13 protein-coding genes are annotated in these 14,611 nt (G+C 65.3%); 6 read left to right on the plus strand and 7 right to left on the minus strand.

Annotation, left to right across the window (positions count from 1 at the left end; genetic code table 11):
- Positions 1–26: 26 nt before the first annotated feature.
- The gene (locus CUJ90_RS04585) at positions 27–1,235 is read right to left on the minus strand and encodes a chromate transporter (protein WP_083085281.1); all 1,209 of its coding nucleotides are present in this window, start codon (positions 1,233–1,235) and stop codon (positions 27–29) included.
- 120 nt (positions 1,236–1,355) lie between these two features.
- Positions 1,356–3,722, minus strand: a complete 2,367-nt coding sequence (locus tag CUJ90_RS04590) for a bifunctional diguanylate cyclase/phosphodiesterase (protein WP_073429480.1) — start codon at positions 3,720–3,722, stop codon at positions 1,356–1,358.
- A 75-nt stretch (positions 3,723–3,797) separates the two neighbouring features.
- Here CUJ90_RS04590 and CUJ90_RS32310 point away from each other — a divergent pair, with 75 nt between their 5' ends.
- Positions 3,798–4,259, plus strand: coding sequence for a hypothetical protein (locus CUJ90_RS32310; protein ID WP_152035330.1), 462 nt, complete (start codon positions 3,798–3,800; stop codon positions 4,257–4,259).
- Here the strand turns inward: CUJ90_RS32310 and CUJ90_RS04595 are convergent.
- The 4 genes from CUJ90_RS04595 to CUJ90_RS04610 all read right to left on the minus strand — a co-directional run bounded on the left by CUJ90_RS04595 (position 4,221) and on the right by CUJ90_RS04610 (position 7,806).
- Positions 4,221–5,123 carry a PhzF family phenazine biosynthesis protein gene (locus CUJ90_RS04595; protein ID WP_114162080.1) on the minus strand — a complete coding sequence of 301 codons (903 nt, stop codon included), beginning with the start codon at positions 5,121–5,123 and terminating at the stop codon, positions 4,221–4,223. The genes CUJ90_RS32310 and CUJ90_RS04595 overlap by 39 nt on opposite strands.
- A gap of 198 nt (positions 5,124–5,321) precedes the next feature.
- Complete coding sequence (locus tag CUJ90_RS04600) at positions 5,322–5,786, minus strand: RidA family protein (RefSeq protein WP_114162081.1); 465 nt, start codon at positions 5,784–5,786, stop codon at positions 5,322–5,324.
- Positions 5,787–5,844: 58 nt separating this feature from the next.
- Positions 5,845–7,041, minus strand: coding sequence for an aminotransferase-like domain-containing protein (locus CUJ90_RS04605; RefSeq protein WP_073429483.1), 1,197 nt, complete (start codon positions 7,039–7,041; stop codon positions 5,845–5,847).
- A gap of 75 nt (positions 7,042–7,116) precedes the next feature.
- Complete coding sequence (locus tag CUJ90_RS04610) at positions 7,117–7,806, minus strand: VOC family protein (RefSeq protein ID WP_114162082.1); 690 nt, start codon at positions 7,804–7,806, stop codon at positions 7,117–7,119.
- A gap of 276 nt (positions 7,807–8,082) precedes the next feature.
- Here CUJ90_RS04610 and CUJ90_RS04615 point away from each other — a divergent pair, with 276 nt between their 5' ends.
- Both CUJ90_RS04615 and htpG read left to right on the plus strand, forming a co-directional pair.
- Positions 8,083–9,537, plus strand: coding sequence for an aminotransferase-like domain-containing protein (locus tag CUJ90_RS04615; RefSeq protein WP_073429485.1), 1,455 nt, complete (start codon positions 8,083–8,085; stop codon positions 9,535–9,537).
- A gap of 118 nt (positions 9,538–9,655) precedes the next feature.
- A complete protein-coding gene (gene htpG / locus CUJ90_RS04620; protein ID WP_114162083.1) occupies positions 9,656–11,554 on the plus strand; it encodes a molecular chaperone HtpG in 1,899 nt (632 codons plus the stop codon).
- Positions 11,555–11,666: 112 nt separating this feature from the next.
- Here the strand turns inward: htpG and CUJ90_RS04625 are convergent, their stop codons facing one another.
- Positions 11,667–12,173, minus strand: a complete 507-nt coding sequence (locus CUJ90_RS04625) for an OmpA family protein (RefSeq protein ID WP_114163436.1) — start codon at positions 12,171–12,173, stop codon at positions 11,667–11,669.
- Between the two features lie 248 nt (positions 12,174–12,421).
- Between CUJ90_RS04625 and CUJ90_RS04630 the strand changes: the two genes are divergently transcribed.
- From CUJ90_RS04630 to CUJ90_RS04640, 3 genes are read left to right on the plus strand one after another with little or no spacing between them, the layout of a single operon-like run.
- Complete coding sequence (locus CUJ90_RS04630; protein WP_114162084.1) at positions 12,422–13,141, plus strand: chorismate--pyruvate lyase family protein; 720 nt, start codon at positions 12,422–12,424, stop codon at positions 13,139–13,141.
- Complete coding sequence (locus CUJ90_RS04635) at positions 13,141–13,614, plus strand: DNA-deoxyinosine glycosylase (RefSeq protein WP_114162085.1); 474 nt, start codon at positions 13,141–13,143, stop codon at positions 13,612–13,614. Before CUJ90_RS04630 ends, CUJ90_RS04635 begins: the two co-directional genes overlap by 1 nt.
- Positions 13,611–14,537, plus strand: coding sequence for a class I SAM-dependent methyltransferase (locus CUJ90_RS04640; protein ID WP_114162086.1), 927 nt, complete (start codon positions 13,611–13,613; stop codon positions 14,535–14,537). The genes CUJ90_RS04635 and CUJ90_RS04640 overlap by 4 nt, the downstream gene beginning before the upstream one ends.
- The last annotated feature ends 74 nt before the right edge of the window (positions 14,538–14,611 follow it).

A 14,611-nucleotide genomic window follows, 5' to 3' on the forward strand; every position in this document is an offset into this window, starting at 1 on the left:
GCGCGGCCGCCGCGGCCGCCGCTGCCTCAGTGCAGCGCGCCGTGGGCAAGCCACAAGCCACACGCCGCGGCCACCGTGCCGTACACCGCGTACACCGGCAGCTTGAGCTTCGCGAAGCAGATGCCGGAGAAGAGCGCGGTCAGCAGATAAACCGGTTCGAGCGGTACACGTACCGCGATGCGCAACACGGCCACCGCGAGGAACGCCGTCGTGACCGCGCGCAAGATCCGCATGCCATGCTCGAAACGCGGATTGGCCTTCAACTGATGCAGATGCCGTTGCGCCACCACCACGAGGCATCCCGACGGCACGAATAGCGCCAGCGTTGCAATCAGGGCGCCCGCCCAGCCGTCCACCAGATAGCCGAAGAACGGCACCACGTTCAGAAGCGGGCCAGGCGAAAGCGGCGACAGCGAAAACGCCAGGGTGAAGTCGTTATCCGATATGCCGATCGCCGGCGTGACGAACAAGGTCTTGAGCACGGGCAACGCCGAAAAGCCGCCGCCGAACAAGGTCATGCCGGCGCCGGCCAGCCGCGGCCACAGCAGCGCCAGTTCATAGCGATGCGGCAGCGGCAGCGCGAACAGCACCAGGAACACGGAGAGCGACGCCAGCACTTGCCAGTCGCCGCGTGCGAGCGACACGACAATGTGGCTATCGCGAACCGGGCTCGCGATCCAGCCCGTACCGAACGCCGCGCCGAGCATCAAGACGTAAGCGGCGGGACTGCGCGCATAGAAAAGCGCCACGCAACCCAGCACCGCCGCGCTCCATTCGAGCTTGCCGCGCACCAGCGCGCGCATCTGTTTGAACCAGGTGATCGCGATCAACGTGGCCAGCACCACGCTGAAGTGATTCAGCAAGATTTGCGACGAGGCGGCGCGCACGAGCGGCGTGCGATAGAAGATCGCGAACAGCGTCATCAGCGTGAAAAAAGGCAGCACGCTCGCGATGCCCGCCACCCACGCGCCGGCGCGTCCGCGCAGCGCGTGCCCGAGCTGCACGGCGACGTTGCAGCCCACCGGCCCCGGCACCATCCAGGCGAGCGCGATCAGGTCGGAGAAGGCGACGCGCGAGAGCCTGCCTTCACGTTCGACATAGTGGTTTTCGAGTTGCGCCATGAGCGCGAGTCCGCCCCATGACAACGCCGACAGGCCGAACACGACCCGAAATAGCGTCCATAGCGGTTCCCGGTTTCCTCGTCTCGCGGCATCTTGGCTCGTTATCGTCTGCATGGTGCCGCGGGGGCCTTGGTCAAGGACCCCCGCCCTGTTGAATCGTTGTTGTATTGATGCGGCCGGCTACGCGCGGTGACGCGCTACGCCGTGCATGTAGCGGTTCTACTGCGTTACGGCTCAGTTGCTGGTGCTCGGCACGCTGCTCGCGCTGTCGGTTGCATGCGCGGGGCGGCGTACCGTCTGGCCGCATACGCCGAAGCGTTCGAGCAGCGCCGCAATGGCGTCCACCGGCACCGGGCGCGAGAACAGGAAGCCCTGCGCCTCGATATGGCCGAGCGCGGCGAGCCATGCAATCTGCTCTTCGGTCTCCGTGCCTTCGACCACCACCGTCAGCCCGAGCGAGCGCGCCAGATTGACGATCGCGGTCACCATCACGCAGACGCTGCGGTCGCCCGGAATGGCCTGGATAAACGAGCGGTCCACTTTCAGCGTGTCCACGGAGAAGCGGTTCAGGTACGAGAGCGACGAATAGCCGGTGCCGAAGTCGTCGAGCGCGATTCGCACGCCGAGGCGCTTCAACGCGAAGATTTTCTCGGAGACGAGTTCGGGGTATTCCATCATCGCCGTTTCGGTGATCTCGAGTTCGAGGCGGCGCGCGGAGATGCCGCTTTCCTCGATGGCATGCGAGATGGTCTCGTACAGATCGCCGCGCCAGAATTGCACCGCCGAAATGTTCACCGCGAGCGACAGCGTGTCGTAGCCCTGTTGCTGCCACTGCGCGAGTTGACGGCACGCGGTCTCGATCACGAAGTCGCCGATCGGCACGATCAGGCCGGTCGATTCGGCAACCGGAATGAATTCGTTCGCCGGAATCAAACCATGCTGCGGATGATTCCAGCGCACCAGCGCCTCGAAGCCGGTAATGCAGCGGCGCGTGAGATCGATCTTCGGCTGATAGGCGAGAAACAGTTGCCCTTCGGCGAGCGCGACGCGCAGTTGCTGTTCCCACTTCATCAGATGGTCCGCGCGGTGTGACAGTTGCGGCGAATAGAACTGGTAGCAGTTCTTGCCCGCGTCCTTCGCGCTGTACATCGCGAGGTCGGCCTTTTTCAGCAGGTCGATCTCGCTTTCATTGGCGACCGAATAAAGCGCGATGCCGATGCTCGCATGCAGCACGAACGAACTGCCGCGCACCTCGAACGGCTTGGCGAACGCTTCGGCGGCGGCCTCGGCGAGCGCCACCGCGCGCTTCTCGACATCGTCGCCCTTGATCACGACGACGAACTCGTCGCCGCCGATACGGCTCAACGCGCCGCCCGAAGCGCCGCCGTCGCCGACCGCGGTGGCGAGTCGCGAGGCCGTCATTTGCAGCACGATGTCGCCGGCGTTGTGGCCGAGCGTGTCGTTGACGGTCTTGAAGTTGTCGAGGTCGATGAAGAGAATCGCGAGGCGGCCGAGATTGGCGGGCTGCGCCACGTCGTGCCGCAGCGTTTGCAGCGTGGCATAGCGGTTGCGCAGGCCGGTCAGCAGATCGTATTCGACCAGATGCGTCATCTCGCGCTCGCGGCCGAGCAGCTTGCCGATCAGACCCGTGGCCACCGCGAAGAAGCTCAGCATGGCGAGCGAGATGAAGCCCGCCATCAACAGATAGACGTTGCGCGTGTGGTTGTAGTCGGCGAATTCCTCGGCTTGCGAAAGGCCGACCAGCACGCCGAGCGGATAGCCGTCGATATGCCGGTACGACACGATGCGCGTGACGTTGTCGATCGAGTCGACGTAGGTGCCCGACACATGTTCCGAGGTCGGATACGAGCCGCTCGCCGAGAACGCGCCGTTGGCGGAGACGACGCTGCCGGTGCGCCGCGCGAGCACCGCGCCGTTGTCCGAGATCACGGCGATCACGCCTTCGCGTCCAATGGCCGCGTTGTTGTAGAAGTCGCTGGTGAAATAGCTCGGGTCCTCCGACACCACCACCACGCCCGCGAACGAGCCATCCGGATGATTCAGACGCCGGGTCATCTGCAAGGTCCAATGGCCGGACACGCGGCCGAGCACCGGTTTGCTGATGAACAACTGGTCGTCGTTTTCGTGTTCGTGGACCTTGAAGTGTTCGCGGTCCGACAGGTCGATGCGCTTGGGGTTGAGCTCGGCCGTGTTTGCAATCAACGTGCCGTGTTCATCGATCAGCGACACCTGCACCAGGGTCTCGCTTTGCACCACGCCTTTTTCGACCGTGCTCGCGAGATCGAAGCTATGTGGGGTTTTCTCGAACTCGTATTTGACGAAGCGGGTGATCTGATCGACCTGGTGAATCGCCTTCACGGTGTGCTGTTCGAGCGCCGCCGAGAGAATCGCGGCGGAGGCCATCGCCTCACGATACGTGGCTTCTTTTTCGACCGACAGGCGCGCGAAGATCACGGTCCACAGCAAAATCAGCACCAGCACGCCTAGCGCGGGAATGGCGAGCAGCGCGCGGCGGCGCGACACCGCGGGGTCGCGCCGAGGTTTGGTTTCGGTGTGGTCGGAGAAGCGGGATTTGCTCATTGCGCGGCCCGTGCAAGGCTGCCGGCCGTTTGCGAACGCGCGGACATCGACTGCGCTGATTTCATGGTTGGCTGCATGGTCACCAAGGCGCCGGGACTGCTGCGCAGGAAGAAGGGGCGTGGCGTCGTGCCTGACCATCCGCAGGTCGTCGGGAACGTTTCGATATTACTTAATGCCACTGGATTAAGGAAGCTTCCTCGCATCGGGTATACGCGCGCCGGGCAGGTCGTTTTCCCCGGCTGGACGCCTGGCCGGCTTGCTCGGCTCAAGGGCAGCCGCCCAGCGGTCATGTTCGGGCATTTCATCGGATCGGGTGTTCCGGCGTTTCAGATATTCAGGGTATTGGCACGCATCTGGCAAGCCTTTCATGATGCGAAGCGCATTAGTCGTGCAAACGATGTGGCGTTTGTGGTCAGGGCGCGGCGGCGGCGCGCCGAACCTGGATGCTCGAAGCCTCGCGCCTTGCGCACAGTCCACGAGCGTCGCGGCCCGCGCCGTTCATCCCAGGCGGCACGTGCCATCGACGATCGTGGCTGAGGAGCCGCCGATCCATGTCTTGCCGTTTGCGTCGTCGTAGTGCACCGACACCTTGCCCGCGCGGCCCAGCACGGTGCCCTGGCGAGCGGTATAGCGCGTGCCAGGGCGCAACTGCTGGGCGCTCAGCAAGCCGGCGAGCGCGGCATTGGCGCTGCCTGTCACCGGATCCTCGCCGACGCCGAAGCTGCCGCCCGCCATCAGGCAGCGCACCTCGAAGGTGGCCGGATCGCCTACCTCGTGCGGGCCGTAGACGGCGACGCCGTGGGTATCGACCGAATGCACGATCTCGGCGAGCGCGGCGGCGTCGGGTTCGAGCGCGAGGCAATCGCGCGCCGATTTGAGGCGCACCACGAGCCACGGCGCACCATTGTCGACCGCGCAGGGCGGTGCGCTGAAGTCGATCGCATTGCTACGCAAGGCCGCGGACAACGCGGCGTAGCGCGCCTCGGCAAGCGGCGTGACGCGCGCGGGCGGCGCGGCAAAGGCCCAGGCGCTGTTGTCCTCGCCGGCCGATCCGGCTAGCGCCTTCAATTCGACGAGCCCCACGCCGCATTGCTGCACCAGCTTGCCGGCCTGCTTCGGCTGATAGCCGCTTTCGAGCAGCGCATGCGCGGAGCCGAGCGTCGGATGGCCGGCGAACGGCAGTTCGCCCTGCGTGGTGAAGATCCGCACGCGATAGTCGGCGGCCGGGTCTGTCGGTTTCAACAGGAAGGTCGTTTCGGAGAGATTGGTCCAGTGCGCGATGGCTTGCATCTGGTCCGCGTCGAGCGCATCGGCATCGAACACGACGGCGAGCGGATTGCCTTTGAACGGCACCGACGTGAACACGTCGACCTGTTTGAAGCGAACGGTGTTGAGGAGCATCGGGCGCGATCCGGCGAAGCCGGCAGATGGCTATGGTTCGCGGATTCTATCCGTTGATGAAGGAACGATCCACCTCGCCACAAATGCGGAACGCGCCGCGGGTGGCCACCACCTCGCGACGCGTTTTTTTACAGCTTGTCCGATGGGCCGGCTACCGGTCCGAGCCGGTTTTCTTATGCCGTCCGGCCGGTCGAGCGTTTACTCCACTTCGGCGATCATCTCGATCTCGACGCATGCGCCAAGCGGAATCTGCGCCACGCCGAATGCCGAGCGCGCATGCTTGCCGCGCTCGCCGAACACGTCGGCGATCAATTCAGACGCGCCGTTGGTGACGAGATGCTGCTCGGTGAATTCCAGCGTCGAGTTGACGAGGCTCATCAGCTTGACGATGCGCGTGACGCGATTCAGATCGCCGACGTGCGCGTGCAGGGTGGCGAGCAGGTCGACGGCGATCGAGCGTGCCGCGGCCTTGCCTTCCTCGGTGCTGAGCGTGGCGCCGAGCTTGCCGGCCCATACCTTGCCGTCTTTCTTCGCGATGTGCCCGGACAGGTACACCGTGTTGCCGCTTTGCGCGCTCATCACATAGGCCGCTGCCGGCGCGCCCGCGCTCGGCAATTCAATGCCCAGTTCCTTGAGCTTGTCGTACACATTCGTTTGAGCCATGTCGTGTCCTTGTTCGGTAGTGGAATCGGGTAACGCGGGAGGCGCGGCCTCCGGTTGTTTAGATCTTCGCGCGGATCAGCGCGGCGAGACGCGACACGCCTTCGTCGATTCGTGCCGGCGGCACCGTGACGAAGGACAGACGCAGCGTATTGTGCTGCGCCTCGTTTGCAAAGAACGGACCACCCGGCACGAACGCGACGTTCTGCGCGACGGCTTCCGCCAGCAGCTTCATGCTGTCGATTTGCGCGGGCAGATTCACCCAGATGAACATGCCGCCTTCCGGACGGTTCCAGCTCACGCCCTCGGGCATATAGCGTTCGAGCGACGCGAGCATGGCCGCGCATTGAGCGCGATACAGCTCGCGAATGGTGGGCACATGCGTGTCGAGGAAGCCGTCCTTGATCACTTCGTACACGATGCGCTGCGTGAAGCTCGGCGTGTGAAGATCGGTGGCCTGCTTGGCCTGCACGAGTTTGAAGATCAACTCTTCGGGCGCGATGATGTAGCCGACCCGCAGACCCGGCGCCAGCACCTTCGAGAACGAACCGAGGTGGACGATATGGTCCGGCGCCATCGACAGCATGGTGGGCAGCGGCTCGCCCGCGTAGTCGAGCGCGCCGTAGGGATCGTCTTCGATCACCGGGAACGGCGCGGTCTTCGCGAACTCGGCGAGCGCGCGGCGGCGTTCCACCGGCAGGCGGCGGCCCGTCGGATTCTGGAAGTTCGGCTGCGCGTACAACAGGCGCGCTCCGGCGGTCAGTTCGGGCGTGAGCGTTTCGGGGATCAGGCCTTGTTCGTCGGTCGGCACCTGCACGTAGCGCGGCTCGTACATCGAGAACGATTGCAGCGCGCCGAGGTAGGTCGGCGTTTCGACCAGCACCGGGCTGTCCGGGCACACCAGCACCTTGCCGAGCAGATCCAGCGCTTGCTGCGAGCCGGTCGTGATCAGCACCTGCGTGGGACGAATCTGCGCGCCGTTCACCGAATAGCGCCGCGCGACCCATTCACGCAACGGCAGATAGCCCTCCGTCGCGCTGTATTGCAGCGCCGCGGCGGGCGCGTCGCGCAGAATGCGGTCGGACGCTTCGCGCATGCGTTCGGCCGGGAAGGTGGCCGGCGAGGGCAGGCCGCCCGCGAACGAAATGACTTCGGGCCGTTCCGTGACCTTCAGGATCTCGCGGATCGCCGAGCTCGTGAGCTTGCGTGCGCGCTCGGACAGTTGCCACGTGGGGGCTTTCAAGTCGCTTTGGTCCATGGTTTCCTCTGCTGGTGTCTCTGGAACCGTTCAAAACTTCGATTATCGCGCGAGTCGACGACCCGCGCGCGCTGCTTATGCAAGGGTCCGCGGACCGTCGGGCGTGTCGAACTCCGCGCTCAACGCCGGCGCGCCGTCGGTCGGCCGCAGTTCGATCAGATGCGCCGCGCCCAGCCAACGCAACTGCGCCGCCACCGTGTCGGCCTGGGGATGCGCGGCTTTCAGGGCCTTCAACGCAATGCCGGTTTCCGGCAAGACCGCCGACGGATGCCGCGGCGTATCCCATTGGATCAGCGAGGGCAGCACGCCGTCGCCCGCGCTTTGCCAGCCGGGGAACGCGCCGTCGTCGGGCACGGACAGGCCCCATGTGAAATCGCCGCGCGTCATCGGCACGATCGGCGGAATGCGCTGCGGATACTGCGCTTGCCACGTCGAAAGGCGTTTCGGCCGATCGACCCGAGCGACCCAGTGCGACAGGTACGGCCCTTTTTCGAGCCGCGCGTGGGTCGCCGGGTCGTCGAGGGCGAACAGGCGGGCGCGCGGCGCGGCGCCGTCGGCGGGTTCGGCGGCCTGCGGATCGGCTGCGATCACCTCCAGGTACACGCCGCCCCACAGGTTCAACAGGCGGTTGTGCGTGCGCATCAGCGGATGCGCGCCGCCGCCGGACGGTGCGATGCCGAGCGTGTCGGCGACGTACTGCGTGCCCTCGTCGAGGGTACGGGCGGAAATCACGAGATGGTCGAGCTGGAGCGGATGAGCAGTCATGACGGATCGAGCAACGGTTTTCTGCGGTGAGCCGGAGCGGGCCGGGTGTGGCGGTGGCGCTGCCGGGGTCGTAAGCATAACCGTTTGCCGGATCGGCGGGCCATGCGGATGGGGTTCGGAGCCGCCTGGACCTGATCGGCCCGCGAGCGGTGGTGTGCCGCGAAGTGTCGTTGCAGCCGCTCCGGTCATCCTTCTTTCATCTCGAATGTAGCGGCGCTGACCTGCACAGTAACGGTACAATCGCTTCGATACTATTCGGTACAGTTGGAGCTCGTCATGTCCGTCCCGCTTGCCCAGATTCCCGCCCCGCACGACACCGCCTCGCTGACGCTGGTCGAGCAGCTCGTGCAGTGGGCCCGCCGCCGCATCGAGGAGCGCGTGTTCCGCCCCGGCATGCGCATGCCGTCGATCCGCAAGCTCGCGCTCGACAAAGGCGTGTCGCGCTTCACCGTGGTGGAGGCCTACGAGCGGCTGGTGGCGCAAGGGTTTCTGGAGTCGCGGCGCGGTTCCGGCTTCTACGTGCGCGAGCGGCTCGCCGGCGCGGCATCCGCCGAGATTCACCGGATCGCCGAAGCCGCGCCCGCGCCGGCCACGATCGACGTCGTCTGGCTGCTGCGCAATATGCTGCATACCGGCGCGCGCCCCGAGCGCAGTCCGGGGCTGGGCTATCTGCCGGCACGCTGGCTCGACGGCGACCTGATCACCAACGCGCTGCGCACGTTGGGCCGGCAGAGCGGCGCGCAGATGCTCGGCATCGGCACGCCGCAGGGGTTTTTGCCGTTGCGCCAGCAGTTGCAGACGCGGCTGGAGGAGCTGGAGATCGGCGCGTCGCCCGACCAGATCGTGATGGTGTCCGGCATCACGCAGGCGATCGACCTGATTTCGCGCATCTACGTGAAGGCGGGCGATGCGGTGATCGTCGGCGATCCGGCCTGGTTCCAGATGTTCGGGCGCTTCGCGTCGCAGGGCGCGCGGCTCGTCGGCATGCCGTATACGCCGGACGGCCCCGACCTCGACGCGCTCGAATCGCTGGTGCAAACCTGGCGGCCGAAGATGCTGGTGATCAATTCGGTGCTGCAGAACCCGACCGGCACGTCGCTCACGGCGGCGCAGGCGTTTCGCATCCTGCGCCTCGCCGAAGCCTATGACTTCATCGTCGTCGAGGACGATATTTACGGCGATCTCTGCCCGCCGAGTTATCCCGGCACGCGCCTCGCGAGCCTCGATCAGCTCAAGCGCGTGATCTATCTCGGCAGCTTTTCGAAGACGCTCGCGCCGAATCTGCGCGTCGGTTTCATCGCGTGCGCGCCGGAGGTGGCGCGGGCGGTCAGCGATCAGAAGATGCTGGTCGGCATGACGAGCCCCGAGCTGAACGAGCGCGTGCTCTACAAGATCCTCACCGAAGGCCATTACCGGCGGCATGTGGAGCGCTTGCGCGCGCGGCTCGACGGGGTGCGAGAAAAGTCGGTGCGGATGCTGGAGAAGACCGGCCTGAAGCTATTCCTCACGCCCACCGCGGGCATGTTTTTGTGGGCCGACACCGGCGTGGACGCCGGCGCGCTGGCCGCCGCCGGCCACGAAGCCGGTTTTCTGCTGACGCCGGGGAGCCTTTTTTCGCCGCAGCAGTCGCCCACGACGTGGATGCGCTTCAATATCGCCAACTGCGGCGATCCCGAACTGGCGACCTTTCTGTGCCGCTATCTCGACGGCGTCGCGCGCCGCGCCTCTTGAAACCGCGCCGGGTCGCCCCCAGCTAGACGGACGATCCGGCGGCCGGCGCCCCCAGGCGTTGCTGGTTTCGCGCCACGCCCGACCCGAACCCCATTCGCAACAGAGAGGAAGTCCGACCATGGCACAAGAAACCATGAGCTTTCAGGCAGAAGTGAAACAGCTTCTGCACCTGATGATCCATTCGCTGTACAGCAACAAGGAGATCTTTCTGCGCGAGCTGATTTCGAACGCGTCCGACGCGGCCGACAAGCTGCGCTTCGAAGCGATCGAAAACAACGCGCTGTACGAGAGCGATCCGAATCTGCGCATTCGCGTCTCGTACGACAAGGCCGCGCGCACCGTCACGATCGACGACAACGGCATCGGCATGAGCCGCGACGAAGCGATCGCGCACCTCGGCACGATCGCGCGCTCGGGCACCAAGGAATTCTTCGGCAAGCTCTCCGGCGACCAGCAGAAAGACGCGGCGCTGATCGGCCAGTTCGGCGTGGGCTTCTATTCGGGCTTCATCGTCGCGGACAAGATCACGGTGGAAACGCGCCGCGCCGGTTTGCCGGCCGCCGAGGGCGTGCGCTGGCAAAGCGCGGGCGAGGGCGATTTCGCCGTCGAGCAGATCGAACGCGCCGCGCGCGGCACGACCATCACGCTGCATCTGCGTGCCGATGAAGACGAACTGCTGTCGTCGCCTCGTCTGAAGTCGATCATTCAGCGGTATTCGGATCACGTCGCGCTGCCGATCCTGATGAAGAAGGAAGAATGGGACGCGGAAAAGAGCGAGATGGTCACGAAGGACGAGGACGAGACCGTCAATCAGGCGAGCGCGCTCTGGACCCGTTCGAAGAACGACATCACCGACGAGCAGTACAAGCTGTTCTATCAGCACCTCTCGCACGATCATCAGGATCCGCTCACGTGGACGCATAACCGCGTCGAGGGCCGCAGCGAGTACACGCAATTGCTGTACGTGCCGAGCCACGCGCCATTCGACATGTGGAACCGCGATCATCGCGGCGGTCTGAAGCTGTACGTGAAGCGCGTGTTCATCATGGACGACGCGGAGCAACTGCTGCCCGCCTATCTGCGGTTCGTGAAGGGCGTGGTCGATTCGAGCGATCTGCCGCTCAACGTGTCGCGCGAAATCCTGCAGGAAAGCCGCGACGTGAAGGCGATCCGCGAGGGCGTGACCAAGCGCGCGCTGTCGATGCTCGAGGATCTGGCCCATTCGGATAACGACGCCGATAAGGAAAAATACGCCGGCTTCTGGAAGGAATTCGGCCAGGTGCTGAAGGAAGGCGTCGGCGAGGACTTCGCCAACCGCGAGCGCGTTGCGAAGCTCCTGCGCTTCGCGTCGACGCATACCGAGTCGCCGGAGCAGACCGTGTCGCTCGCCGATTACGTCGCGCGCATGAAGCCCGAGCAAACCAAGATCTACTACGTGACCGCCGACACCTGGCAGGCCGCGACCCATAGCCCGCATCTCGAAGTGTTCCGCAAGAAGGGCGTGGAAGTCTTGCTGCTGACCGATCGCGTGGACGAGTGGATGCTGTCGTTCCTCAACGAATTCGACGGCAAGCCGCTGCAAAGCGTCGCGCGCGGCGATCTCGATCTGGGCGCGTTGAACGACGAGGAAAAGCAGGCGCAGGAGAAGGTCGGCGAGGAGTTCAAGCCGCTCGTCGAGAAGATGAAGGAAGCGCTCAAGGACAAGGCCAAGGACGTGCGCCTGACGTTCCGCCTGACCGATTCGCCCTCATGCCTCGTCGCCGACGACGGCGAAATGAGCGGCTACCTGCAACGCATGCTGAAGGCCGCGGGGCAGCAAGCGCCGTCGTTCCATCCGATTCTCGAAGTGAATCCCGAGCATGCGCTGGTGAAGGGCTTGCAGGCGGACGGCGCGAATTTCGACGACTGGTGTCATCTGCTGTTCGACCAGGCCTTGCTGGCCGAAGGCGGTGCGCTGGAAGATCCGGCGAGCTTCGTGAAGCGCACCAATGCGTTGTTGCTGGCGCGCGCGAGTTGAGGGTGCGCCGGGGGCGTCGTATTTGACGCTTCGTGGTTGAAAATGGGTTGAAGAAATGCGCTGCCGCGGCAGCGCATTTTTTTTGGCCGCGATTGTTGGCTGCGACCGCGATTTACTTCTTGCCCATCAACGTATCCATCGTCTCGCCCCGCACGACGATCTCCGTGCGACGGTTCAGCGCGCGTCCTTCGGCCGTATCGTTGCTCGCCACCGGATCGTTGTAGGCGTTGCCCTTGGTACGGATGCGGTCGATCGGCACGCCGCGGTCCACCAGTTCGTGACCCACGGCGGTCGCCCGCGCTTCGGAAAGCTGCTGGTTGTATTCGAGGGTGCCGACGTTATCGGTGTATCCCTCGACGATGATCGGCTTCTTGCTGCGCTTGAGCAGAACAGCCGAGCGATCGACGACCGCCTGGGCATCGCCGCGCACTTCCGACTTGCCGAACTCGAACAGCGCGGTTTCGGGCAGCTTGACCGCGACGCCGCTCGCGACCGGCGCCACCTCGATGCCGACCGCCTTGTTCAGCGAGGTTTCGTGATCGCGGTCCAACCGGGATGCGCAACCCGTTACGAGCAGAACCGACATCGCGCAAGCCGTTGCGCTCAGGAATGGTTTCATCTTTTTCATCTCATCTCCTCTTCATGATCCGGTCACATGGCGTGCCCTTCGATCTCGGGCGAACCGCCGAGCTTGTCAAGCACGACGGTTTTATCGCGCGTCGTTGCTGACCGAGAATCGGAACTGTCCGAAACCGACGATCTCGTCGAGGCGCGTCACCGCACGCGTAGTCGTCGATGAAACTTGCTGCAGGAAGATCGGCGAGGCCAAGCCATCCCCGTACAGTCGCGCCGCTATAATCCGACACCATGTCCATCCGTTTCGATGCCGCCGACGCCCACTGGCGCGTCGCTCCTTTAGCCGGCCTGAGTGCCGATCAGAAAGACTGGCTGACCCGTGGCGGTTCACTGACCGCGCATCTGCGCGCGCTCGGCGCGGTCGCGGTGCGCGTCACACGCGAAGGCGTCGCCTTGCCGTGGGCCGACGAGCATGCCGCGCTCGGTCTCGCGCCGCGCGCGCCGGTGTGGGTGCGGGAAGTGGTGCTGTCGGTCGACGGCGTGCCGTTCGTCGCGGCGCATAGCGTCGCGCCGCTCGCCGCGAGCGTCGGCGTGTGGCAGGCGACGCGGCGCTTGCGTACGCGGCCGCTCGCGGAGTTGCTCTACAGCGATAGCAGCGTCGCGCGTTCGTCGCTGGTGAGCCGCAGATTGACCGCGCGTCATCCGTTGTACCGGTTGGCGGTGCGTGAAGTTGCAGGCCGCCCGCCGCATGCGCTGGTCGCGCGCCGCTCGGTGTTCGAGCGTCAGGGCGCGCCGCTGATGGTGACCGAATGCATGTTGCCCGCGCTGTGGGCGCATCTGGCCGCGTTGGCCGCGTCGTCTGCGTGGTCCGATTCTGCCGAGGCGGGCGAGCGGTCCGCAGCCGTTCCGCGCGCGGCGCATCCGCGCGTGCGCGAACATGGCCGTTCGCTCGAACACACCGCTTCGCTCGCGCATCCGGCGGCGCGCGCGTCCGACGAACGGAGCCGCTGATGCTGCAAGGCTTTCCTCCCGTCGTCGCAGCGGACACGCATACGCTGATTCTCGGCAGCTTTCCCGGCGAAGCGTCGCTCGCGGCGACGCAGTATTACGCGCATCCGCGCAATCAGTTCTGGCGGCTGCTGGGCACCGTACTCGAAGAACCGCTCGCCGAACTCGCCTACGAAGAGCGGCTGCGACGCGTGCTCGCCCACGGCATCGGCGTGTGGGACGTGCTGGCCGCGTGCCATCGCGAGGGCAGTCTGGATGCGGCGATTCGCAACGCGCAACCGAACGACTTCGCTTCGCTGCGCGAGCACGCGCCGCTGTTGAAGAAGGTGTGCTTCAACGGCAAGACGGCGGGCCGCTTTGCGCCGGTGATCGGCGCGGCGGGTTACACGACGCTCGTCCTGCCTTCGTCGAGTCCGGCGAATGCTATGCTCTCGTTCGACCAAAAATTGCGTCTTTGGCGCGACATCCTTACATGACGAAATTGATCAAGCGCGCTTCCGCTGAAGCGCGTGCCTTCCGCAATCGGGACGCGGACGCCGCCGGCGATAAACACCATCAACACCACGCACTGCGCAACAACAGAAAACGCGCGTCACGCGACGACGACCTGCGCGACGCGCCGCAAATCGAAGCGCCGCGCAAGCCGCGTTTCGCGCCGGTCACGTTCTCGGAAGAAGGCGGCGTGCGCTTCCTGCATTTCGGCACGGAATGGGTGCAAGGCGCGATGCGTCTGCGCAAGCCGGATCACATCGAACTCGAATACGCGCAGCAGATGATGGCCTGGCTGCTGTTCATCGAAACGCCGAAGCGCATCGTCCAGCTCGGGCTCGGCGCCGCGGCGCTGACCAAGTTCGCGTACCGCTTTCTGAAGCGCGCGAAGGTCGAGGCAGTCGAATTGAACCCCGCTGTGGTGGTGGCCGCGCGCACGATGTTCGAGTTGCCGCACGACGATGCGCGCCTCACCGTGCACGAAGCGGACGCGTGGGACTTCGTCAACGACGGCGCCAATCACGGCACGATCGGCGCGTTGCAAATCGACGTCTACGATGCGACCGCGCGGGGTCCGGTGCTGGATAGCGTCGGCTTCTATCGTGCGGTGCGCGCGTGTCTGACCGAGGCCGGCGTGGTGACGGTGAACCTGTTCGGCGACCACCCGAGCTTCGTGCGCAACATGAAGCGCCTGAACGAAGCCTTCGACGGCCGCGTGGTCGCGCTGCCGGAAGTGCATGACGGCAATCGCATCGCGATCGCGTTTTCGGGCCCGGCGCTGGAGGTGCCGTTCGCGGCGCTGCAGGCGCGCGCGAGACTGATCGAAGCGGAACTCGGTTTGCCGGCGCGCAAGTGGATCAAGGGTCTACAGGAATCGTCCGGGCAGACAGGCGCCTCGTTCTCTATCTGATCGGCAGGCGCAGCGGCAGCGGCGAATCGCAATCCGCCCGTTGCGCCCGCGCGACGGTCGCCGCCATCCGGTGG

This window comes from Paraburkholderia terricola (assembly GCF_003330825.1).
GTDB lineage: Bacteria > Pseudomonadota > Gammaproteobacteria > Burkholderiales > Burkholderiaceae > Paraburkholderia > Paraburkholderia terricola.